Source organism: Xanthomonas sp. WHRI 8932A (assembly GCF_035012785.1).
In the GTDB taxonomy this organism is placed as follows: domain Bacteria; phylum Pseudomonadota; class Gammaproteobacteria; order Xanthomonadales; family Xanthomonadaceae; genus Xanthomonas.
This window is the reverse complement of the sequence record NZ_JAYGQQ010000013.1, coordinates 46659-69859: the sequence shown is the minus strand read 5'-3', so window position 1 is coordinate 69859 and position 23201 is coordinate 46659. Positions and strand designations below refer to the sequence as shown.

General features: G+C 65.4%; 13 protein-coding genes and 1 other RNA gene. 10 read left to right on the top strand and 4 right to left on the bottom strand.

Features of this window, described 5'->3' with window-relative positions; all coding sequences use genetic code 11:
• Positions 1-52: 52 nt before the first annotated feature.
• Together VC212_RS20050 and VC212_RS20045 are read right to left on the bottom strand one after the other, a co-directional pair.
• On the bottom strand, positions 53-580 hold the full coding sequence (locus VC212_RS20050) for a tail fiber protein (RefSeq protein WP_323526732.1): 528 nt from the start codon (positions 578-580) through the stop codon (positions 53-55).
• A gap of 67 nt (positions 581-647) precedes the next feature.
• Complete coding sequence (locus tag VC212_RS20045; protein WP_323526731.1) at positions 648-1193, bottom strand: tail fiber protein; 546 nt, start codon at positions 1191-1193, stop codon at positions 648-650.
• A gap of 260 nt (positions 1194-1453) precedes the next feature.
• Between VC212_RS20045 and VC212_RS20040 the strand changes: the two genes are divergently transcribed.
• The 5 genes from VC212_RS20040 to VC212_RS20020 all read left to right on the top strand — a co-directional run bounded on the left by VC212_RS20040 (position 1454) and on the right by VC212_RS20020 (position 18265).
• The gene (locus VC212_RS20040; RefSeq protein ID WP_323526730.1) at positions 1454-6232 is read left to right on the top strand and encodes a putative Ig domain-containing protein; all 4779 of its coding nucleotides are present in this window, start codon (positions 1454-1456) and stop codon (positions 6230-6232) included.
• Positions 6233-6815: 583 nt separating this feature from the next.
• Positions 6816-10220, top strand: coding sequence for an exodeoxyribonuclease V subunit gamma (gene recC / locus VC212_RS20035; protein WP_323526729.1), 3405 nt, complete (start codon positions 6816-6818; stop codon positions 10218-10220).
• Complete coding sequence (gene recB, locus VC212_RS20030) at positions 10217-14098, top strand: exodeoxyribonuclease V subunit beta (RefSeq protein WP_323526728.1); 3882 nt, start codon at positions 10217-10219, stop codon at positions 14096-14098. The genes recC and recB overlap by 4 nt, the downstream gene beginning before the upstream one ends.
• A 222-nt stretch (positions 14099-14320) precedes the next feature.
• Positions 14321-17005: an AAA family ATPase gene (locus VC212_RS20025; RefSeq protein WP_323526727.1), complete on the top strand. Its 2685-nt coding sequence runs from the start codon at positions 14321-14323 to the stop codon at positions 17003-17005.
• A gap of 198 nt (positions 17006-17203) precedes the next feature.
• Positions 17204-18265 carry a virulence RhuM family protein gene (locus VC212_RS20020; RefSeq protein ID WP_323526726.1) on the top strand — a complete coding sequence of 354 codons (1062 nt, stop codon included), beginning with the start codon at positions 17204-17206 and terminating at the stop codon, positions 18263-18265.
• 234 nt (positions 18266-18499) lie between these two features.
• Here the strand turns inward: VC212_RS20020 and VC212_RS20015 are convergent, their stop codons facing one another.
• The gene (locus tag VC212_RS20015; protein WP_323526725.1) at positions 18500-18754 is read right to left on the bottom strand and encodes an antitoxin; all 255 of its coding nucleotides are present in this window, start codon (positions 18752-18754) and stop codon (positions 18500-18502) included.
• A 149-nt stretch (positions 18755-18903) separates the two neighbouring features.
• Here VC212_RS20015 and VC212_RS20010 point away from each other — a divergent pair, with 149 nt between their 5' ends.
• Positions 18904-19380 (top strand): hypothetical protein, encoded by a 477-nt coding sequence (locus tag VC212_RS20010; RefSeq protein WP_323526724.1) that lies wholly within the window; start codon positions 18904-18906, stop codon positions 19378-19380.
• Between the two features lie 194 nt (positions 19381-19574).
• Complete coding sequence (locus VC212_RS20005; protein ID WP_323526723.1) at positions 19575-19769, top strand: hypothetical protein; 195 nt, start codon at positions 19575-19577, stop codon at positions 19767-19769.
• A gap of 426 nt (positions 19770-20195) precedes the next feature.
• Here VC212_RS20005 and VC212_RS20000 read toward each other — a convergent pair whose 3' ends face one another.
• The gene (locus tag VC212_RS20000; protein ID WP_115552356.1) at positions 20196-20528 is read right to left on the bottom strand and encodes a hypothetical protein; all 333 of its coding nucleotides are present in this window, start codon (positions 20526-20528) and stop codon (positions 20196-20198) included.
• Positions 20529-20807: 279 nt separating this feature from the next.
• On the opposite strand from VC212_RS20000, the gene VC212_RS19995 reads away from it, so the two are divergent.
• The 3 genes from VC212_RS19995 (at position 20808) to VC212_RS19985 (ending at position 23123) form a co-directional block, all read left to right on the top strand.
• Positions 20808-21962: an Imm63 family immunity protein gene (locus tag VC212_RS19995; protein WP_323526722.1), complete on the top strand. Its 1155-nt coding sequence runs from the start codon at positions 20808-20810 to the stop codon at positions 21960-21962.
• A gap of 424 nt (positions 21963-22386) precedes the next feature.
• A non-coding RNA gene (locus VC212_RS19990) (sX9 sRNA) lies at positions 22387-22463 on the top strand.
• 111 nt (positions 22464-22574) lie between these two features.
• Complete coding sequence (locus VC212_RS19985; RefSeq protein WP_323526721.1) at positions 22575-23123, top strand: hypothetical protein; 549 nt, start codon at positions 22575-22577, stop codon at positions 23121-23123.
• Positions 23124-23201 lie beyond the last annotated feature (78 nt).

Sequence of the window (23201 nt, the reverse complement as noted above, 5' to 3'; positions counted from 1 at the left end):
CTCCGATGAAGCGGATGCGGGCTGCGGCCTGATCGGCGCGGCGCGAGGGATATCAAGCCTGCTGCGGAAAGATGCCGGTGGTGGCGATGCAGTACTGCACCGTCAGCGTCGGCATGAGGTTGTCGTGCGGCTGGCTGCCGCCAGAGAACGAGGTGCTCTGCGCGGACATCGCCAGCGTGGTCGCGCCGTTGACGTCGCTGACATAGAACGTGCTGCCGCTGACCGCCGCCGGCAACAGCCCCGCGGGTGCGGTAGCGGTCGCCGCGCTGGTGGTGGCCTGGGCGGTATGCGTGTGCGCCGGCATCTGCAGGTCGATCAACGTCACCGTCTCGGTGCCGGAGCGCTGGGCGAGCACATAGTTGCTCAGCCCGGGGCCTTGGCCCTGGTGGATCGGCACGCGGCCGCGCAGATCCGGCACCGCGAATGTGGTCGTGCCATTGCCGCCGTAGGCGGTACCGAGCAGCATGTACAACGTTTCGTAGTCGGAGATCTGCAGCAGCGAGCCGTCGCAGGCCTGCCAATTCTGGGGAGTGCGGCCAAAGCCGAACATGCGGATTTCGCCGATGAATGGAGTGCTCATGAGGTCCTTCCTGGTCGATGAGACGCCACGCGCGCACTGCGCGCCAAGCGCCCGGATATGCGTGCGCCTAGCTGCGCGAGGGGAAGATGCCGGACAGCGCGATGCAGAAATTGATCGCGGTGTACGGCTGCATATTCGGATGCGCCTGGTTGCCGCCGCTGTTGGCGACCGTGCCTTGGGACAGCGGCACCATCGCGCCAGGCGCGGCATACAACGCGTGTGCGGTTCCGGTGGTGATGTTGTTGTTGGCGAACAGGCGCCCCGTCGGCACGCGGTTGTCGCCGTTGGCGCTGCTGCAATCCATCAGGTGGCTGTGCGCGGGAAGGTTGTCCGCCACCAGCGTCACCGTCTCCGCACCGGCAGCCTGCGCCATCGGCATTGCAGGGGGCTGCCAACTCGGATCGGCCGACGGCCCGTAACCCATCGGCGTACGTCCGCGCATATCCGGCAACGCGAACGTGCTGCTGCCATTGCCGCCGAAGCGACTGCCAAGCAGGCTGAACAGCGCCTGGTTCTGATTGACCGGTAATAGCTGGCCGTTGCATTGCGCAAAATATTTGGGTGCGAAAACGAACCCGGTCATCATGATCTGACCGACAAAAAACTCGCTCATGCAGATCTCCCCGCGTAGGTACGCCGCCGAACGGATGTCGGGACTGCGGTACAGATACCTGTCGAGGTTGCGCACCACAAGCCATCAGCCTTCAAAACTGGAATGAAGTATTAATTTTTCATTCTTTAACTGGCAGTCAGTTCCTGTTTAAATAGCGCCGCAGTCCAACTGTATGCCCTGAAAGGCATCGCGTTGCGCTGATCTGAGGCACCAGGACCGATGCCGACGCCGGGGTGGCGTGCTTTTTTTGGGGAAAACTTATGTCCACGACTTTCGCCGCCTTGGGTGGCGTGCGCCCGCTATTGCGTTGGATGTTGGCGCTGTTGTTGTTGGCGACGTCTCACGTTGCCATGGCTGCCTACTGCCCGAGTCCGAAAAGCGCCACCATCAACTCCGGCGGCTCGGTGTCCTTTGAAGTTGGCGACTGCGACGGCCCTTCCAACATCGGCATGTTAGATCCCGGTATATCTCCTGCGCATGGCAGTTACAGCGCTCCCGGTCAGAATCCCGACAGCACCGAACAGGTGACCTATTTCAACAACGGGGACGGCGCCACGTCGGACTCGTTTTACCTGCTTGACGAAGACAACAACCAGGTCGTCTTCAACATCACCATCAATCCGTCGCGCACCGCCAGCATCGCGGTGAGCCCGGCCAGTCGCAACGAAGACAGCGGTTTATCGTTCACCTATACGGTGACGCTGAGCCAGACCAGCGGTACGGCCACCACGGTGAACCTCAACCGTAGCGGCACCGCCACCAACGGCGTCGATTACACCGGCTCGGTGAGCAGCGTCGTGGTGCCCGCCAACACCGCCTCGGCCAGCTTCGCCGTCACTCCGGTCTCCGATACCTCGGTGGAGGCAGACGAGACGGTCGTGGTCAGCGTAGTCAGCGGCACCGGCTATGGCGTCGGCAGCCCGTCCAGCGCCACCGCAACCATCCTCAACGACGATCTGCCCACCGCGTCGATCACCTTGTCGCCGGTCAGTGTGGCCGAGGACGGTGCCACCAATCTGGTCTACACCGTCACGCTCGACCAAGTGCCGGCGAGCGCAGTGTCAGTCGCTTACAGCGTTGGCGGCAGCGCGACCTCGGGCACCGACTACGCGGCCGTGAGTTCGCCGCTGGTGATCGCTGCCGGCCAGACCACGGGCACCATCACCATCAACCCGACCGCCGACAGCACCGTCGAACCCGACGAGACCGTCGACATCAGCCTGAGCGCAGGCAGCGGCTACAGCGTGGGCTCGCCCAACAGCGTCTCCGGCACCATCCTCAATGACGACCAGCCGTTGCTGTCGATCAACGACGTCTCCGTGAACGAGGGCAATGCCGGCACCACCAATGCCACCTTCACCGTGTCGCTGAGCCAGCCGGCCGGCGCCGGCGGGGTCAGCTTCGACATCGCCACCGCCGACGGCACCGCTACCGCAGGCGTGGACTACTCCGCTTCCAGCCTGACCGGGCAGACGATTCCCGCCGGCAGCAGCAGCTATACCTTCACCGTGCTGGTCAACGGCGACACGCTCAGCGAGCCCAACGAAACCTTCTTCGTCAACGTCAGCAACGTCGCTGGCGCCGCCGTCAGCGACGCGCAGGGTCAGGGCAGCATCGTCAACGACGATACGCTGCCTGCGCTGTCGATCAACGATGTCAGCGTGAACGAAGGCAATAGCGGGTCCACCCTGCTCACCTTTACCGTGAGCCTGAGCGCGGCAAGCGGCCAGACCGTGTCGGTCAACTACTCCACCGCCGACGGCACCGCCATTGCCGGCAACGACTATGTCTCCCGCTCGGGCACGCTGACCTTCGCGCCGGGCGTCACGGCGCAGAGCGTGATCGTCACCGTCAGCGGCGACAACACTGTCGAACCCAATGAAACCTTCACCATGGGCCTGTCCAGCGCCAGCAACGCGTCCATCGCGCGCGCCACCGGCACCGGCACCATCGTCAACGACGATGCGGTGGTCACCGTCGCACCGGCGTCGCTGCCGGCAGCGACGGCAGGCAGCGCCTACAGCCAGACGGTGTCGGCCAGCGGCGGTACCGCGCCTTATACCTTCGTGATCACTGCCGGTGCGTTGCCACCCGGGCTGACCCTGAGCGCTGCGGGCGTTCTGTCCGGCACTCCCACCGCCTCCGGCAGCTTCAACTTCACGGTAAGGGCGACCGACAGCGGTGCCCCGACGACCGGAAGCCGCGCTTACACCCTGGTTGTTGCGGGCGCCACCGTCACGCTTCCGGCGACCTCGCTGGCCGCCGGCACCGCCGGTCAGGCCTACACGGCGGCCATCACGCCGGCGAGCGGCGGCATCGCGCCGTATACCTACACGCTCAGTGCCGGTGCGCTGCCGGCGGGTATCACGCTCAACAGCGGCACCGCTGCGCTCAGCGGCACGCCCACGGCACCTGGTACCTACAACTTCTCCCTGACCGCCACCGACAGCACGACCGGTACGCCGTCCACTGCCACTCAGAGCTACACGCTGACCATCGCCGCGCCCACCATCGTGCTGGCGCCCACCACGCTGCCCGCTGCAACCCGCGGTACGGCATACAGCCAGGCGTTGAGCGCCAGCGGCGGCACTGCGCCTTACAGCTACACGATCGCCGCTGGCGTGTTGCCGGGTGGCCTGACCCTGGCCGGCAATGGCACGCTGTCGGGCACGCCGACCGTGGAAGGCACGTTCAACTTCACGGTTGAGGCGAGCGATGCCAACAGCTTCACCGGGACGCGGGCGTATGCGTTGACAGTGGCCGGCCCGACCCTGGTGCTGCCCGCATCCACCTTGCCGGCAGGCACGGCTGGGCAGGCGTATACGGCAGCGATCAGCCCGGCCACCGGCGGCACTGCGCCGTACAGCTATGCGCTGAGCGCTGGCACGTTGCCGGCGGGCATCGTGCTGGATACCGCGACCGGCGGGCTGAGCGGCACGCCGACGGTGTCGGGCAACTTCAACTTCACGCTCACCGCCTCCGACAGCACGCCCAGTCCTGCGGCGCAGGCCTCGCGCAGTTATGTGTTGACCATCGGCGCAGCCACGCTGGTGATCGGGCAGAACACGCTGCCACCGGCAGTCACCGGCACCGCGTATAGCCAGACCTTGACCGTGTCCGGTGGCGTGGCGCCTTACAGCTTCGCGGTGACCAGCGGCACTTTGCCAGCTGGTTTGACCCTGGCCGCCAATGGCACGCTGTCGGGCACGCCCAGCGGCGAAGGCGTCAGCAACTTCACCATCACCGTGACCGATGCCAGTGCCGCCAGCGCTGCGCAGGCCTATAGCTTCAGCGTGGGTAGCGCCGCGCCGGTGGCGGTTGCAGACACCGCCGCGACCATGGATGGCACGGCAGTGACGGTGGCGGTGACCGGCAACGACACCGGCACCATCACCGCGATCGCCATCACCACCGCACCCACCAACGGCACTGCCGTGGTCGATGGCTTGCAGCTGGTCTATACCCCGACCGCCGGCTTCATCGGCACCGACGTGGTGAGCTACACCGCCACCGGCAGTGGCGGTACCTCGGCGGCGACCACGCTGACCATCACGGTCAACGCGCGGCCGGTTGCGGTGTCGGTGACCGCAGAGGCGGTGCCCGGCGAAGCGCAGCAGGTGGATATCACCCGCAACGCCACCGGCGGGCCGTTCGTGGCCGCCGCGGTGGTTTCGGTGCTGCCGGCCTCGGCCGGTACCGCCACCATCACCCGTGTCGGTGGTGCCGCCACCGCATCGGCGGCACGCGCTTCCGGTCTGTCGCCGGCCGCGACCGCGATGGCCGAAGTGCCTACCTTTACGCTGACCTTTACGCCCAACCCGGCATTTGTCGGCCAGGCGACGGTGCAGTTCACCTTGTCCAACGCGTTCGCCACCTCGGCGCCGGCCAGCGTGGTGTTCAACATCGCACCGCGCCGCGACCCGAGCCAGGATGCGGAAGTGCGTGGGTTGATCGATGCGCAGTCCGAGTCCACACGGCGGTTTGCGCGCGCGCAGATCGACAACTTCCAGCGCCGTCTGGAGGCCACCCATCGCGGCGGCGGCAGCTTCAGCAATGCGGTGAGCTTCCAGCCCACCTCGCATTGCCGCCAGGCCGAGCGCGGTGTCAGTGCGCAGCCATGCAGCCCGGACACGCAGGATGCCGATAACGACTTCCGCGATGCGCCGGCAGTGGCGTCCAGCGGCACCGCGCAGGCGCAGGGACAGGGCGATCTGGGTCTGTGGATCGGTGGTGCGATCCGCTCGGGCAGCTTGAACCGGCAGGCCAGCAGCAACGGTGTGGACTTCCAGACCGACGGCTTGAGCGTGGGTGCGGATTACCGGGTGGCGCAGTCGCTGGCGATCGGTGCAGGCCTGGGTTGGGGCCGCGATGACAGCGACGTGGGCAACAACGGCAGCCATAGCAAGGGCAACGCGTACACCATGGCCGTGTATGCAAGCTTCCATCCGGGCAAGGCGTTCTTCTTCGACACCCTGGTCGGTTACCAGTTGTTGTCGTACGACCTGCGCCGCTATGTGACCGACGATGGCTCGCTGGCCGAAGGCAACCGCGACGGCAAGCAGTGGATCGCCTCGCTGTCGACCGGTGCGGACCTGCAGCGCGACAGCCTGCAGATCACCCCGTATGCGCGGCTGGATGTCTCGCGCGCCACCCTGGACGGCTATAGCGAAGACGGCGTGGCACCGTTCGCGTTGCGCTATGCCGACATGGATGTGGCCACCACCACCGGTAACCTGGGCCTGCGTCTGGAATGGCGTCGCGAAGTGAGCTGGGGCCGCCTGACCCCGCAGCTGCGGGTGGAATATCAGCGCGACTTCCAGGGCCGTGGCGATGCCACTCTGAGCTATGCCGATCTGTCTGGCGGGCCGTTCTATCGCACCGGCCAGAGCGCGTTCGATCGCAACCGCTTGATGGTGGGCATCGGCGCGGCATTGCTGACCGAACAAGGCCTGTCCACGCGGCTGGAATACCGCGGCATCACCGATGGCGACAGCGGCAACGACCAGACCTGGATGATCAATCTGGAAAAGAAATACTGATCGCGCCGCACGCGCCGCAGTAAAGGCAATGCGATGGGCCGGGCACTGCTCGGCCCATCGCGTTTGTGGCGCGTGCAGGAGTGGCAGGTAGGGCGCACCGAGGTGCGTGTCGCTTGCTGTTGGCTAAGTACACAGGGCAGGCGACAGGTCGCGCGCAGCATTGCTCGCATGCCGCTGCGTAGGCTGCGCGGCAGCAAGCGATGGCGACACCGATCCCTGCCACTGGCCGTGCTCGCCTGAGCGCAGTTGCCATGTTGCGGATGCCGCGTGTCGGCGCAGCACGTGCAGGCGCATCGGCCTGCGCCGGCACAGGCATCGAGCGAGGTACTTGTCGCTTGCGGTTGGCTTACACATGCAGAGGGCAGTCGACACGTTGCGCGCAGCATGGCTCGCATGACGCTGCGTAGGCTGCGCGGCCGCAACCGATGGCGACACCGATCCCTGTCACTGGCCGTGCTCGCCTGAGCGCAGTTGCCATGTTGCGGACACCACGCCTCTGCGCAGCATGTGCAAGCACATCGACTGGCGCGCATCGGGCAGGTCGACAGCGCATTCCCTCGCCATCCGGCACAATGCCGCACGCATGCACGCCACCTCCGCGCCCGATTTTCGTCTCTATCCTTCCAATGCGCTGGATACCCTGGCTGCCTTACTCGCGCAGGAGCTGCGTCGGTCAGTGCCCGGGCAGCCGGTGTTGCAGCCGGAGGTGGTGCTGATCCCGCAGGTGGCGATGCGGCGTTGGCTGCAGTCCACGCTGGCCGCCGAGCATGGCGTGGCGGCCAATCTGGAATTTCTCACCCCGGGCGAATTCGTGGCGCGCGCGCTGGAGCGCAACCTCGGCCCGGCCGACGATGACCTGGACATGGCGACCACGCAGTGGCGCCTGTACGCGACGTTGCAATCGGATCTGGGCAGCGACGCCGCGCTGGCACCGCTGGCCGGCTATCTGGCCGATGGCGATGCGCTCAAGCCATGGGCGTTGGCCGGCGAGTTGGGCAACGTATTCGAAAAGTATCAGGCATGGCGACGCGACTGGCTGCTGCGTTGGGAAGGTGGCGCCGATCCGGACGACCCGCAGGCACGGCTGTGGCGCAGCATCGCCAGCGGGCGGCAATACCGTGCGCGCCGCATCGGCCAGTATCTGGACCGTTACGCGCGCGCCGATGGGCCGTTGCCGCAGGGCTTGCCAACGCGCCTGTTCGCCTTCGCCATCCTCAATATCTCGCCCGACGTGCTGCGCGTGCTGGCCACGCAAGCGCGCGTGGGCACGCTGCATTTCTATCTGCCCACGCCCACGCAAGGCTATTGGGGCGATCTGCAGACGCTGTGGCAGCGCCGCCGCGAAGACGGCGCAGTGCAGCTATTCGTCGATCAAGTGCAGGAAAACCCGTTGCTGCAGGCCTGGGGCGCGGCCGGGCGCGATTTCATGGCGCTGGTGGGCGATTACGAGGTGGTGCATCCACTGGCCGAGATCGCCGCCTACGCCGACCCGCTCGACACCGGCCGTCGCGCACTTGCCGATGGCGGCGTGGGCGACAGCCTGCTGCGGCGTATGCAGAGCGATCTGTTTCATCGTCGCGCACCCGCCGTGCCTGCGGCATTGCCGGCGGTGAATCTGCATGACCCCAGCCTGCAGGTGCATGCCTGCCACACGCGCTTGCGCGAGCTGCAGGTGTTGCACGACCAGTTACGCGCCTTACTCGACGACCCGCGCTTCGACCCGCCCTTGCAGCCGCGCGAGATTGCGGTGCTGTCGCCCAACATCGACCCGTATGTGCCGTATCTGGAGGCGGTGTTCGGCAGCCATGGCAGCGACGATGCATTGCCGTACGCCTTGGCCGACGCCAGTCCGTTGGCGAGCGAGCCGTTGGCCGAGGTGTTTTTGACCTTGCTCAAGTTGCCGATCGCACGCTTTGGGCTGCATGAAATCCTCGATTTGCTGGCCAGCGCGCCGATCGCCGAGGCCGCCGGGCTGGACGACGCCGGGCTGGAACGCTTGCGCACCTGGCTGCACGCGGCCGGCGCGCGCTGGGGGCTGGATGCGTTGCATCGGCGTCAGCATCAGGCGCCGGGCGATGACGCTTACACCTGGCGTTTTGCGCTGGACCGGCTGCTACTCGGCCATGCCAGCGGCGCCGACGACGACATCGATGGCGTGGCGCCATGGCCGCAGCTGGAAGGCAGCGCACTGACCGCACTCGACACGCTGATGCGGTTGCTGCGCGTGCTCGAACGCCATCAGTCCGTGCTGGCCGAGCCGATGCCGCCTGTCGACTGGCGCGAGCGTTTGCTCGAGCTGCTGGATGCGTTGATTCCCACCGCGCCATCGGCCCCGCGCGCGCAGCGCGCGCTGGATCGGTTGCGCAGCCTGATCGATCAATTCGCCCGCGATGCGCAGCGCGCGCACTACGCCGGCAAGGTGCCGGCCGAGGTGGTGCGTGCGCATTTTGAAGCGATACTGGGCGAGTCGGACACGCGTGCGCCGCTGCTGACCGGCGGCATCAGTTTCGGCCGCATGGTGCCGATGCGCTTGCTGCCGTTCCGCGCGATCTGTTTGCTCGGCATGAACGATGGCGATTTCCCGCGCCGCGACCCGGCCGCCGGGCTCAATCGGCTCACCGCAGAATTGGGCACCGAGCGTCGCCGGCATGGCGACCGTTCCACCCGCGAGGACGACCGCTTTTTATTTTTGCAATTGTTCGCTTCTGCGCAGGACGTGTTCTATCTCAGTTATCTCGGCGCCGATGCGCGCGATGGCAGCGTGCGCGAGCCGTCTGTGCTGGTCAGCGAACTGCTGGCGAGCGCGGCGCAGTACCACGCCAACCCAACGGCGATCGACACGCTGGTGGTGCATCACCCGTTGCAGCCGTTTGCCGCCGCCGCATTCGGTGCGCTGGGCGATGACGGCGCAGACCCACGGCGGTTCAGTTATCGCCGGCAATGGCGCCCGGCCGTGGATAGCCTCACCGGCCAGCGCCAGCCGCTGGCGCCGTGGGTGGCCGGTGCGCTGCCGGCCGATCACATCGCCTTGCCCGCCAGCGTGTCCATCGACGATCTACGCCGCTTGTTCGGCGACCCGGCCGGGCAGTTTTTGCGCCATCGCTTGGGCATCCGCTTGCCCGACCCGGCCAGCGAAGACAGCGATCTGGAACCGCTGCTCGCGCCCACGCGCGGGCTGGATCAATACGGGTTGCAGCAGCAGGTGTTCGAGGCGGCGTTGGCGGGTGAAGTGGATGGGTTGTACGAGCGGCTGCGCGCACGCGCCTTGCTGCCATCGGGCCCGCTCGGCCGCCGTCAACTCGACGAGCGTGTGGCGCAGCTGCGCCCGTATGCCGACGCCTTTCGGCAATGGCGTGGCGATGCGCCGGCGCAGTCGCGCCGCTTGCAGGTGCAGATCGGCGATATCGACGTCCACGGCCGCGTGCCCGGCTGGTATGCCGATGGCGTGGGGCGCGTGCAGGTTGGCGCGCTCAGTGGCCGCAGTGCGATCCGTCATGGCCTGGAATGGTTGCTGCTGCGCGCCGCCGGCGAGCGCGTGCCGTATGTGCGTTTCTTCGAGCAGGACGACGGCCTGGGCCCGTATCCCATCGATGCCGAACCGCTCTCGCAGACGCAAGCGCAACATGCCTTGGGCGAGCTATTGCAGCTGTATCGCCACGGCCTGCAAATGCCGCTGGCGTTTGCGCCGTACAGCAGCTGGAAATATCACCAGGCCGCACGCAGCGATGATCTGGACAAAGCCATCAAGGACGCCGCCGGGCAATGGCAGGCCAGCTTCGGTTGGAGCGAGTCGCACAGCCCGGAATTACGCTTGGTCAATCGCGGCCGCGACCCGTTTGCCGATGCGCAGCGCTTTACCGACTTCGCCACCACCAGCCATCGCGTGTACGACCTGCTCGAACGCGGCAACACCGACACCACGCTCGACCCGGAGCGTCTGATCGACAGTTGGCGGCACTGGCACGGCGCCCAGGACGACGCCGAATGAGCGCGCCTGTGAGCGACCCGTATCTGCAGTTGCCGCTGCACGGCGTGCGCCTGATCGAAGCCAGCGCCGGTACCGGCAAGACCTTCACCCTGGCCACGTTGTTCACCCGCTTGGTAGTCGAGCGTGGCTTGCGCATCGGCCAGATCCTGGCGGTGACCTTTACCGAAGCGGCCACGCAGGAATTGCGCCGCCGCATCCGCGAACGCCTGGTGCTGGCCGCCTCCCTGGTACCCGACACCGTCGTAGGAGCGGACCTGGCCGCGACCAAACCACCTGCAACGCAGGCATCCAACGCTCCATCAGCTTCTGTAGGAGCGGCATCGGCCGCGACCGACCTCGCCGACGTCCTGTCGCGGCCAAGGCCGCTCCTACAGGAAGCGCCCGACGTCCTGCTCACCCGCGCCATCCTCACCGCGCATCTGGCCACCGGCGATGAAACCCCGGCCGCGTTGCGTCGCCGCTTGCAGCAGGCGGTGGAAGAAATCGATCTGGCCGCCGTGTTCACCATCCACGGCTTCTGCGCGCGCGTGCTGCGCGAACATGCGCTGGAAAGCGGCCAGGCCTTCGCCGCGCCGCAACTGCTCGCCAACGACCGCGAACTGCTGAGCGAAGTGGCCGCCGATCTGTGGCGCCAACGTGCGGCCGATGCGGTGATGGCCGAAGACCTGATCGCGCTGTGGTCGGGTGGCCCGCCTGCGCTGGCCACCGATCTGCGCGCATTGGTGCGGCACGCGGCGATCCTGCCGGCAGCGTCCGATGCCAGCAGCGACGATGCCGCCGCTTTGCTGCAGGCGGTGCACGATGCCCGCCACGCGCTGGCAAGCGCATTCCACGCGCATGGCACGGCCTTTTTCGAATCCATCATGTCCGCCATCGATGGCGGCATCTTGAGCAAGGTCAGTTACAAACCGGAGTGGCTCACCGCGCTGTGGCACTGGTTCGACAGCTTCGCCGCCGCGCCAACGCACGAGCACGCGCCGCATCCCAAGCTGCTCAAGTTGACCGCTGCCGAATTGGCATCGGGCACCAACAAGAAGTTTGTCGATCGCACGCCGGCCTCGCCGATGAGCCACGAAATCGACGGCTATCTCACGGCGCTGGCACGTGTCGAAGAATGGCGCACACGCCGCCGCATCCGTCTGCTGCATGCCCTGCGCGACGATGCCATCGCACGGCTCGCGCTACTCAAGCGCCAGCGCCGTGTGCAGACCTACGACGACCTGGTCGATGGCGTGGCGCACGCACTGCAAGGTCCGCAAGCCGATGCCCTGGTGCAACGCCTGCGCGCGCAATACGCCATCGCGCTGGTGGACGAATTCCAGGACACCGACGACCGTCAGTGGTCGATCTTTTCCACCGTGTTCGGCGAAGGCCCGCTTGCACGTGCGGCCGGTCTGGAGCCGGCGCTGTTTTTGATCGGCGACCCCAAGCAGGCCATCTACGGCTTTCGCGGCGGCGATGTGCGCACCTATCTGGCCGCCGCAATCACCGCCGAACTGGCGCCACCGCTGAGCCATAATTTCCGCTCGCGCCCCGGCGTGCTGGCGGCGATCGATGCGCTGTACGCGCAGGCCGGCTACACCGACGCCTTTCTCACCGACGGCATCGCCTTCCATCCGGTGCAGGCCGGCACCAAGCGCAGCGATGCCGACCTGCAACGCGATGGCGCCACCGCCCCGGCGCTGACGCTGTGGCGCGCGCCCGAACCGCCGCCTAGCAAGGGAAAGCCCAAACCCTGGAGCGCCGGCCGCGCGCGCGAGCTGGCCACCGTCGCCTGCGTGGCCGCCATCCGCAGCTGGCTGGCTGGTGGTCGCGACGGCACCGCCACCATCAATGGCAACCCGGTGCAGGCCGGCGATATCGCCGTGCTGGTGCGTAGCCACGGCGAGGCCACACGCATCCAGCAAGCGCTGGGCGCGATGGGCATTCCGGCGGTTGCCGCCGGCAAGCAGAGCCTGTTCGCCACTGACGAAGCATTGGAACTGCTGGCCCTGCTGCAGGCCTTGCTCGACCCCGGCGACGACAGCCGCCTGCGCGCCGCGCTGGCCACGGTGTTGATCGGCGAAGACGCCATCGCCATTGCCGCGCTGGAACGCGATGGCGAACGCCATCGCCGCTGGCAGCAGCACGCACTGGACTGGCGCGAGCGCTGGCAGCGCGGCGGCCCGCTGGCCTTGATCGGCGAGTTGGGCGCCACGCACGGGCAACGCCTGCTCGCGCTGGTCGATGGCGAGCGTCGCCTCACCAATTACCTGCAACTGGCCGAACTGCTGCAGGAAGCCGACGTGCGCGCACTCGGCCCGCATGGTTTGGTCGACTGGCTGGCACGCCGCATGGCCAATGCCGACGACAATGACGAAGCCCAGCAACTGCGGCTGGAATCGGACGCGCGCCGCGTGCAGATCGTCACCCTGCACAAGAGCAAAGGCCTGGAATATCCGCTGGTGTTTTTGCCGTACATCGGCATCGGCCGCAGCGACAAGGGCGCTGGCCGCCATTGCGTGGTGCATGCGCCGGATAGCGGCCGTCAGCTGCATTGGAACGTGTCCAAATGGAGCCGTGAGAAAGACGACCCGACCTGGAGCGCCGCCGAAGCCGCCTGGAAGCAGGAACAACGTGCCGAAGACGCACGCCTGCTCTACGTCGGCCTGACCCGCGCCGAGCATGCGCTGTGGATCGCCAGCGGCAGCTTCCATCAGCACGAACGCACCGCTTTGTCGGGCATGCTGCGCGCGCTCGATGCGTTGCAAGACGCGGCAGGCGAGGGTGGGGTGGTGGTGGACACCAGCACCCCGCCAGCCAACCTGCCGCGCCTGCCGCCGCCACTCGAAGCGCAGGTGCCGCCGGCGCGCAGTCCGCAGCGGCACATCGCGCCGGAATGGTGGGTCTACAGCTTCACCCAGCTGGCCAACGCCGACGCCGACGCCGGCGCCGCCATCGACCCGATGGCCAGCGCCACCGTGGTCGGCAGTGGCGGCAGCGACGAACCGTCCGGCAGCGAGGCGGTGGCAGTTGCCGCAGCCACCGAGGCCGAACCGTTCGATGCGCGTTTTGCAGGCAACCGCTTCGGCGTGGTGATGCACGACGTGTTCGAGCGCTGCGACTTTGCCGCCTGGCACGCGTGGCAGCCCGGCCAACCCGCGCCCGAGGGTCAGGCCGCGCCGATCCTCGAGGCCCTGCAGCGCGGCGGCTATGCCCAGGACGACCTCGACGACGGCCTGCGCGTGCTCACCGCCCTGATCGGCCACACCCTCACCGTGGTATTGCCCGAAGGCACCGCCCTGGCCGGCGTGCCCGAGCCGCAGCGCCGCAACGAAATGGAATTCCACTTCGCCATGCGGCCCACCCGCGTCGATGCGCTGCTGGCGTTGCTGCATCGGTTTGGTGTGGTCGGCGACCGCCAGGCGTTCGGCGCGCGCCACCGCCTGGAAGGCCTGATGACCGGCCTGATCGATCTCACCTACACCGTCGACGGCCGCTGGTACGTGCTCGACTACAAATCCAACCGCTTGCCCAGCTATGACGCCGACGCCCTGGCCCGCGCCATGGCGCACAGCGAGTACGAGCTGCAGGCGCTGATCTACACCGTGGCCTTGCACCGCTGGCTGCGCTTCCGCCTGGGCGACGCCGCCGATGGTGGCGGCTACGACTACACCCGCGACTTCGGCGGCGTGCGGTACCTGTTCTGTCGCGGCCTGGATGCCACCCGCAACGCAGCCGACGCAGGCTCCGCCAGCGCTGCCGTGCCCGGCCCGCCCGCCCCCGGCATCCACGCCTGGCGCTTCGACCCGGCCCTGGTCGACGCCCTGGACGCGCTGTTCGCCGGCAGCGCCCTGGAGCCGACCTCCAGCAACCCAGGCACGCCCAATGCCCACTAGCGCGCAGCCTCTCGCTGCCGACACACCAAAGCCCCTGTCCCTCCGGGAGAGCGCGCAGCCCGTCAGCGTCGACGTACCAAACCCCCTCTCCCCCCGGGGCGATAAGGCACTGGTTGCGCGCCACTGGCGCGCGTGCCCTGGAGCGACCGCGCCGCTGGCGTGGGATGGGGCGCGGAGCGGGGGTTGGAGTGACGCTACGTCCGCGAGTCAGGTATCGACCTTATGAGCCACCCAACCCTGCTGACCGCCCTCCACCAGAGCGGCGCCCTGCGCACGCTGGACCTCGCCTTCGCCCAAAGCCTGCAACGCCTGGCCCCAGACACCGACCCACAGGTCCTGGCCGGCGCCGCGCTCGCATCGCTGGCAGTCACCAGCGGCCATGCCGGGCTGGACCCGGCGCGCGCCGCCATGCTGCTGGACCAACGCGACGGCCCATCTCCCGCATTCCCGGACCCCACCGACTGGCAACGCACCCTGGCCGCCTCGCGCTGGGTCGACCAACCGAACCCCGACGACCCGGCCGCCGCCGACTGTCCGCTGGTCCTCGAACACGGCCTGCTCTACCTGCGCCGCTACCGCGAGTACGAACGCCGGCTGGCCCTGGGCCTGCAGCGCATCGCCGCCCAGCCCATGCCGGCGTTCGACGCCAACGCGCTGGCGCCGTTGTTCGCACAGCTGTTCCCAAACGCGACCCCAACCGCTCAGCCCGAGGACCCAACCCCTCTCCCCCCGGGAGAGGGTGCCCGAAGCGCGGGTGAGGGGTCGGGCCTGCCCGCGCCATCCCACCACCAAAACGGCACGAAGCCACCGGCCCCGTCCCACTCCCCCGACCGCCAGGCCCAAGCCGCCGCGCTGGCGCTGCGTCGCGCGCTGTTGCTGATCACCGGCGGCCCCGGCACCGGCAAGACCACTACCATCGCCCGCTTGCTGCTGTTGCGCATCGCCCAGGCCCATGCCGCCGGCCACGCGCCGCCACGCATCGCCCTGGCCGCGCCCACCGGCCGCGCCGCCGAGCGCATGGCCGAAAGCCTGCGCGCCGCCGTCGCCCGCGCCATCGCCGCCGGCATCCAGCTGCCGCCCCATCCCAACGCAGCCCCGCCCAGGCCAACGACACAATCGCCGAACCCCGCCACGTCTCCTCTGCGTCCAGCGACAGAGGCAACAAACCTCGGTGCTTCCCCTCTCGCGCAAGCGACAGAGACAGCAGGCCCGCACGTTTCCCCTCGCCCGCAAGCGGAAGCAGCAAGCCCTGATGTTTCCCCTCACCTGCAAGCGAAAGCAGCAAGCCCTTATGTTTACCCTCTCCCGCAAGCGGAGGCAGCAAGCCCTGATGTTTCCCCTCACCCGCAAGCGGAAGCAGCAAGCCCTGATGTTTCCCCTCACCCGCAAGCGGAAGCAGCAAGCCCTGATGTTTCCCCTCTCCCGCTTGCGGGAGAGGGTGCCCGAAGGGCGGGTGAGGGCCCGCCACTGCCCTGGGAATCCCTCCTCCCCACCGGCGCCAGCACCCTGCATCGCCTGCTCGGCGTCATCCCGGATTCGCCAAACTTCCGCCATAACGCAGACAACCCGCTGCCGTTCGACCTGATCGTCATCGACGAAGCTTCCATGGTCGACCTACCGCTGATGTGCAAGCTGGTCGAAGCCGTGGCCGATGGCACCCAGCTGATCCTGCTCGGCGACGCCGACCAGCTGCCTTCGGTGGAAGCCGGCGACGTGCTCGCCGCCATCCTGCAGGCCGCCGGCCCCGGCGATGCCCTGCAACCGCACGACGCCGACGCGCTGCAACCGCTGCTCGGCAGCGCGCCCACTGGCAGCACGCCTGCCAGCATCCAGACCGTTAGCCACACCATCAGCCACACCCACAGCAGCGGCCTGTCCGGCCACCGCGTGCACCTGCTACGCGGCTATCGGCAAGCGGAAAACTTCGCACTCGCCCCACTGGCCGACGCCATCCGCGCCGGCGACGCCGACACCGCGCTGGCCCTGCTGCGCAGCGGTGAGCTGGCCGGCGTGCACTTCCACGAAGACGGCGACGACCCGCTCACCCTCGGCCGCGACGCACTGCTTGCCCACTGGCGCGCCCTGGCCGATGCGCAAGACCCCGCCGCCGCCCTGCGCGCGGCCAGCTGCCTGCGCCTGCTCACCGCCGTGCGCGCCGGCCCGCAAGGCGCGCGCGGCCTCAACGCCCGCATCGAACAACTGCTCACCGACACCGGCTCCGGCGCCCGCAGACTCGGCGGCGCCTCGCCCTGGTTCCAGGGCCGCCTGCTGCTGATCACCGAAAACAGCTACCGCCACGGCCTGTTCAACGGCGACGTCGGCATCTGTTTGCAAGGCGAAGCGAGTCCCTCTTCGGGGCAAAGCGTCGCGAATCCCTTCTCGGGGCGCGACGACACAAGCGCCAGCTCAGAGCGCAGCGATGCAAGCACCGTGACAACGCGCGCCGACGCAGCCCCGTCTTCCGGCCCAAGCCACACCAGCGGCACCGCAACCCGCGACGACCCCGCCGCCGACCGCCGCGCCCAAGGCCCCTTGGTTGCCTGGTTCGAAGGCGACGGCGATGGCCAGGTGCGCGGCTTCCACCCCGCCGCCTTGCCCGCCCACGAAAGCGCCTTCGCCATGACCGTGCACAAGGCCCAGGGCAGCGAATTCGACGACGTCTGGCTGCAACTCCCCACCCGCGACGCCCGCGTGCTCAGCCGCGAACTGCTCTACACCGGCATCACCCGCGCTCGCCGCGCCCTGCACCTGGCCGGCAGCGAAGCAGTCATCCGCGCCGCGCTCGCCCGGCACGCCGCGCGCATCTCGGGATTGGCGTGGCGGTTGGGTGCGCAGCAGCAGGCGGCACCCGCCAAGCCAGCAACAGAACCATCCACTGCGTCGCCCGTGCAGGGGTCGTTGTTCTGATGGACGCAAGCCGGCGCGATGACAGGATGACCTACGGCAAAGCGGCACGTTCGCCTATCACTATCACCGGGCATGCCCGGATAGCATCGTGGACGAAGAAAACCTGGTTGTGCGGTATCGCCAGCATGGGAGGCATCAATGGCGAAAAAGCATGAAATCTCGCTCGTCCGCTCGTCGGCGGCCGAATACCTGACCTTCGTGGCCGCCGCCGGCGAGGACGGCGTGCAGGCGGCGTACGCCGACGAAAACGTCTGGCTGACGCAGAAGATGCTGGCGCAGCTCTACGATGTCGAAACCCACACAATCAACTACCACCTAAAAAAGGTGTTCGCTGACAACGAGTTGCAGCCAGATGCAGTTATTCGAAATTTTCGAATAACTGCGACCGACGGCAAGAATTACGACACCAAGCACTACAACCTCGCGGCCATCATTGCCGTGGGCTACAAGGTCAATTCCGAGCGCGCGGTGCAGTTCCGCAAGTGGGCCACCACCATCATCGAGTCCTTTACGATCAAGGGCTTCGCGATGGACGACGAGCGCCTGAAGAATGACGGCACGGTGCTCGGCAAGCGCTACTTCGAAGAGCAGCTGCAGCGCATCCGCGAGATCCGTCTCTCCGAGCGCAAGTTCTACCAGAAGATCACCGACATCTACGCCACCGCCCTCGACTACGACGCGGCGGCGCAGGCAACCCAACGGTTCTTCGCCACAGTGCAGAACAAGCTGCACTGGGCCATCCATGGGCAAACCGCGGCGGAAGTCGTCTACCACCGTGCCGATGCCGGCAAGCAACACATGGGTCTGACCACCTGGACCGACGCACCGCGAGGGAAGATCCAGAAGTTCGATGTGGCTGTCGCCAAGAACTACCTGACCACCGGCGAGATGGTGCAGTTGCAACGCCTCGTATCGGCCTATCTGGACCTGGCCGAGGACATGGCATTGCGGCAGATTCCGATGACTATGCAGGATTGGGAAACACGCCTGAATCGTTTCATCGAAGCGACCGACCGGCAGGTGTTGCAGGACGCAGGACGCGTCACCGCCGAGATCGCCAAAGCGCATGCGGAAAGCGAGTTCGAAAAGTACCGCATCGTGCAGGACCAGCTATTCGTAAGCGATTTCGATCGCGTGTTGCAGCAGCTTGATGCAGGAGACCGGGTGGACGGTACCAACGAGGACTTGCACGAAACGGAGGCGGTGCAGGAAGTGCGGAAGCGTCAGGTCCCCAATAGAAAACGCGAGCCAAAGCCATAAATCGGTTGCGGTCCATCCGTTTGTGCCTTGTCGGGAGCAATCGGAATCAAAAAGCAAAAGCATCCCAGCCGATATGACGTCTCTGAAGACTGCTACACCCAACATCATCGAGATCACACCTCGATAGGTCTGCGATGTACCGGCGAACCTGCGCCTGGCCCCAGCGTGTCGAGGTGTAGTGGATGATCCCGCGCAGATCGGCTTCGGCTGCGTCGGTGAGGACGTAGCCGTGCATCAACCGCGATCGCCCTCGGTCAATTCTTCGTCCAGGATCGTGCTGATGCTCTTGCTGGATACCTTGCCCGCAAGGCCTTCCTCGACACGTCCCCCAAGAAGGGTTTTCAATCCTTGCCATGCTTGGTTGGTGTCTATGTCACCAGGAAAGAGACGTTCAAGCGCGTATTGCTTGATGGTCTTGCCCTGCAAAGCGGCCAACGCCTTGAGACTTTGGTGCTGCTGGGCGCTCAGATCGATGCTCAAACGGCTCATGACGAACTCTCAAATCCCATACACCCACATTAGGGTATCTGCTGCAGCCAGTTGCCTGGTTGGCCGGTTGCAGAGCTTGGAGATGCCAGCGCGGGTTACACCGTACGTTGTTTTGACGGAAACTGCGCTCCCGAAACAGGACCACACCGATGGACCGACGTCGTCGCAAACGGATGGAGCGCTACTGGGCGCGGGCAGAAGCCAAAGCACGTGCTGCGGTCGACCGCTTGGATCCGGAAAGCTGGTTCGATCTGTGGCATACGCATGTGGACTGGAATGGCCGCGGCCACTCATCTACTGAGCATCGGCAGATGGTCAACGCGGTTGCAGTGCGTGTGCTGTGCTACCTGGAGACACGTCTGGCGCATCGTGGTGCAGCGGTGCAACTGTGGGCGGACCTCAGTCCGGACACGATGGATACCGGCATCTACGCGCACTCTGCCAACCCGAACGGCACGACCTTCCCCGCCACCTTTCCCAACCTGGATTGGCAGCAGGCTCTGCCTAGGGAGGTCGCAGCGATACTGCCCGCCACACATCGGGCCGGCACCGCGTCATGCGACGGCAGTACCTGGTACGTCGTGCAGCGTCAGCCCGATGCGGCCGGCACGGGGGGCCGCCAATGAATTCCACCGACAAAGCCCATCGCACCGCAACGCTTTATGCAGTCGGTGCCCGTCAGCCGCGGAGAGCGAAGCCGCCTGTCACCGGCGCCACCTAACGCCTGGCGCACGCCTGCTTCGGGTGCCGCAGAAGTCTCAAGATTGCGCCGCGCGACCAGGTGGCCCCGTGCCCTGGCTGCGGCAAAGCGCTGTGCGTGATGGGGCGCTCTTTCAAAGCGCCGCCGGCCCGCAACCATGCGCAGTGGATCAAGGTCGAGCGGCTGTACCGCGCGGGCTTTCGGTTCTTCAGTTACGGCAGCCACCTGTGTGCTCCGCTGCCTGCCAAGCTGTCGGAGGTGGATCGCTTCATCCGTGAGCATGCTACGCACCCGTTACGCCTGGGCGGTGCTTGAAGCCCCTTGTACAGCGCTTCTCTCAAAACGCGAGGTCAGGCGATCCACCTGACCCCGTTTTGCCGTCTGGCAGGACGGGCGGCTTACTTGCCCTTCTTTTCCTGCTTGGCCGCGCGCTTTTCTTTCAGCGTCTTGGCCGGCTCTTTCTTCTGGCTCTTCTTCTGGTCCATCCCCTTGCTCATGACACCCTCGTAGTTGCTGGATTGATCGGTCGGGCAGCGCCAGGACCCTGGCGTGCCTGCGCACTTTACGGCTTGTGCGCCCTGGAATGGGAGGGGGGAGCGAGGCCGGGGGACAAGCCGCGTGTCAGGCGCAGCATTTTCAAGGAGCCGCGCCGGCAACTCCCGCAGCGGCCGGCAGCCCCAGAACGCAAAACGCCCGCGTGCGACGGTCACCGTCTGCACGCGGGCGCTGGCGGCAACGGCCTTACTTGGCCGGCACGCGCTGGTACTGCTCGCCGCCGGTGTTGAGGTGGCCATTGGTCTCATCGATGGCGAAGTTCACCGTCTCACCATCGTTGGTGACCTGCAGCGCCCCGTCCTTGTAAACGGCCGGGTAGCTCTCGGTCTTGGGCTTGCGGCTGAAGAACTTCGGCGTGGTGCTGCGGACCATGAAGGTCTCGCCATTGCGCTCGATGTCCATCGTCTCTTCCTGCGTCTGCACGTTGACCCAGTGCCCGACGAACTTCTCGCCCTCCACCTTGGCGCACCCGGTCACCAGCAACGCCGCGGCCAGCGCGGTACCCATCCACTTCATCATCGTGCGTTCTCCAGTTGAGGCTGGGCCGAGGATGGCCGGTGGGGGATGTACGGGAGGTCAAGAGTCAGGTGTGCTCTCTAGGCCATAGGCCTGGCCGTACTCAGCGCACAACTGAACTATGCTTTCGCCGAATCTGAGCGCGTCTCAAAGCGGTTCTAACCTCACAACCCTGAAAGGTCGACCGGTAAATTTTTTTGTCCTGCCACCAGCCCTAGTGAACTACGCTGAATCGTCGAAAACGTAGGCCGTTCCGATCAAAGACCATACGAAAAGCACCAAGTGACCCCTCAGTTGCCGCCACATGAGTCGGAGCCATTAGCAGCACTGCGTGCGCGATTCAAAGCGATTTGCCTTGTCCTCGGTAGTAACAGGAACCTCTTCACCATTGCACAGCCTGATGGCGCAGCCCATGTGGAATTTCATGATGGCGTCTATCACTACGTTATTGTCGAACGTGGCACGAAATTTCAGCATCGAACCACCTCAGACCCGGACGAAGTACTTTATTGGTTGACATCCAACGTGGTCGGCGAAGTAGCAAGCACTTATGAAGTTCAAAACCGCAACCCGCTGCAAGACAGCCGTCGCATCATGTTTGCAAAACATGAGGAGCTGATGTCGGCGTTACATGCGCACTGGGGCGAACGAAGCAGGTACGAGCACGAAAAGATCCTAGAGCAATATCCCTTCGATGACCGTGGATCAGGAAGCAGAGTTTCACAAGACGGTAGTCAGCCAAGGCGAGTGAATTGGGAGCGCATCGCACGCATAAGCCTGCTGCTGTCGCTACTAGTTGTACTCACATTAGCCGAAAAACCAGTGGTTTCCTGTCTCATGGGATTGGCCGGACAGCCTGCGCTACAGCAGCAAGCTGCAAGTCTGTCGCCGCAGGACCTGATCCGTATCTGGACAGCGATCGCTGATCAGCCGTATCCCGGTGGTCCGTCTTTGCCAAAGTACGGAGGAGCTGATGCGGTTACAAAACGTAAACCCGTGATGCTGCTTGATCGATCTACCCAGACTTGCCCCGGCGGTAGAGAGGAGCAGATGTGCGCTTCGAATCTGGATCAAGCATTGCTTTCATCTCCTGCTGTACGTGCATTCGTATCAGCACAGGCGCGACAGGCGCTATTGCTGGCAAATGCAGCTCAGGTGCAGGTACGGTTGCCAGAAAGTACCTACATCCACGAGGCATCCACCGATCACGTCAACGCGGTGCTGACGGATATCAACTGGCCCGCGTTCTATAAGGCCTATCCGAGAACGGCCGGATATCTACAACTCAGTGTGCCAGTCCTTGTCGATGGATCCCATTCGCTCGTATATGCCGAACAGCGTTGTCATGGACGGTGTGGCACGGGAATGCTCTATCTCCTTGCACGCACAGAGAAAGGATGGAAGATCGCCAAACAGCTTGAGCTATGGGTAAGCTGAGACGATATTGAAGCTGCCGCCAAGATGGGTCTCTCAGGTGCCACCGCCATGATTAAAGGAATAATGATGCCGATGGTCGAAACACGCGTCCCCACTTTGGGGTCGATTCCGGCCAGGAGCGTCGTCGTTCTGCAGTGAATGGTGAGACGGATCTTCACGTGTCGAGTTCGCGGGCAGATGATGACGAACGGATCCATCGCAGTCGTCGAGCCGACCAGGGTGCTCATCTCACCCATTGCCCAACAGCTCGGAAGAGGCCGGCTTGGTGTTCTGGATGAGGTTGGTTAGGTTTGACTGGGAACAGTGTGCTTGAAGGCCATCAACCGTACTCGCGTGGACGTCACTCCGGCATTCGTCTCGGTGGACGCAGCCATGCGCAGGATGTCCAGCGCCGCAACGTCCGGCTGGAGCGAGACTGACACTCATGTACCACGCGTACACTACAGGTCTGAGTAAGCCCTCCACATCCACCTGACGAATGCTCGCGACGTTTTCTTAGCCGCTCTAAAGACGCGGGCTTCATGGATCAGCCAGGTTGCGCAACAGCGTTGAGGAAGTGACATGAACATATATCGGCTTGCGTGCGCTGTTTCTCTCTCTGTGCTCTTGCTCATGGCCACCAGCGGCTGTGCAAAGCAGCCGAAGTTGTCATCCCGGTTGATTGTGACGGTCGACGCGCCGATGCTGGAAAAAGGAGGCGCCGTTATCGTTTTGGCGCGTCCGATGGCAGAGCAAGAGTGGCGCCTGCTTGAGGGGGTGAAGTCAAATAACGCTGGGTATGAAAAAGAATTTCAAATCAACGTGACGTCACCGGCATCCATCGTCGAGTTGCGTTACCCGGAAACCGGGACCTATAGTTTCAAACTGCAGTCTGCAGAAGAGAAGAAAACCGGCCCTCTGCAATCACGGCCTGTTTTGATTGGCCAGGCCGACGTGATAGATCCTGAGACCAAAAAACAAGTGCATTGGCCTTCGATCAATGTTGTCCATATCAGTGGCACGACGTACCCGGAAGGATGGGCGCGCATTTTGGCGTCGACCTTTGATGAGGCGTTCAAAAGCGATGCTCCAAACACTTATGTCGTTACCAGATTTCCTGCGGGGCGCTTGATTTCTCTCACTCCCAATGCAATCGGTACTTATGTCAGGGATACCCACTAAGCAAGGTCTGAACACTCTGCCAGACGTCTCCAACGCCGGAAGAACGTGGTCAGGTGCAATTTTCAAGTCAACCTGAAT